The organism is Puniceibacterium confluentis (genome assembly GCF_007923445.1).
Lineage (GTDB): Bacteria > Pseudomonadota > Alphaproteobacteria > Rhodobacterales > Rhodobacteraceae > Puniceibacterium > Puniceibacterium confluentis.
In genome coordinates this window covers 1-505 of the sequence record NZ_VOJI01000145.1, presented here as the reverse complement: position 1 = coordinate 505, position 505 = coordinate 1, and the positions used below count along the sequence as shown (strand labels likewise).

Below are 505 nucleotides of genomic sequence, written 5' to 3'. Positions count from 1 at the left end.
GGAGGCCGCCATGCGTCATGACCCTGCCGCAGGTGGCATCGTGATCATGCTCCGCAGCTTGAAGATGTATGGCATGGCCCAAGCCGTCGAGGATCTCATCGAACAGGGGGCACCTGCCTTTGAGGCGGCCATCCCTCTCCTGTCGCAACTGCTGAAGGCCGAACTAGCCGAACGGGAGGTGCGCTCCATCGCCTATCACATGAAGGCGGCACGCTTCCCAGCCTACAAGGACCTCTCGGGCTTCGACTTCGCCGCCAGCGATATCAACGAGGCCACCGTTAGAACGCTGCACCGCTGCGAGTTCCTCGACGGCGCGCAGAATGTCGTCCTGATTGGCGGACCGGGCACCGGAAAAACCCATGTCGCGACCGCCCTTGGCATACAGGCCGTTGAGCATCATCGCCGCAAGGTCCGCTTCTTCTCCACAATCGAACTGGTCAACGCCCTCGAACAGGAAAAGGCCAAGGGCAAGGCGGGGCAGATTGCCGAAAGCTTGACCCGCCTC

The 505-nt window shown here is 62.0% G+C and carries 1 protein-coding gene; it reads left to right on the top strand.

Annotated elements, in window-relative coordinates:
- Positions 1 to 10: 10 nt before the first annotated feature.
- Positions 11 to 505 (top strand): ATP-binding protein (locus FOY53_RS22905; RefSeq protein ID WP_186766748.1); only part of this gene is annotated, 495 nt, incomplete at its 3' end.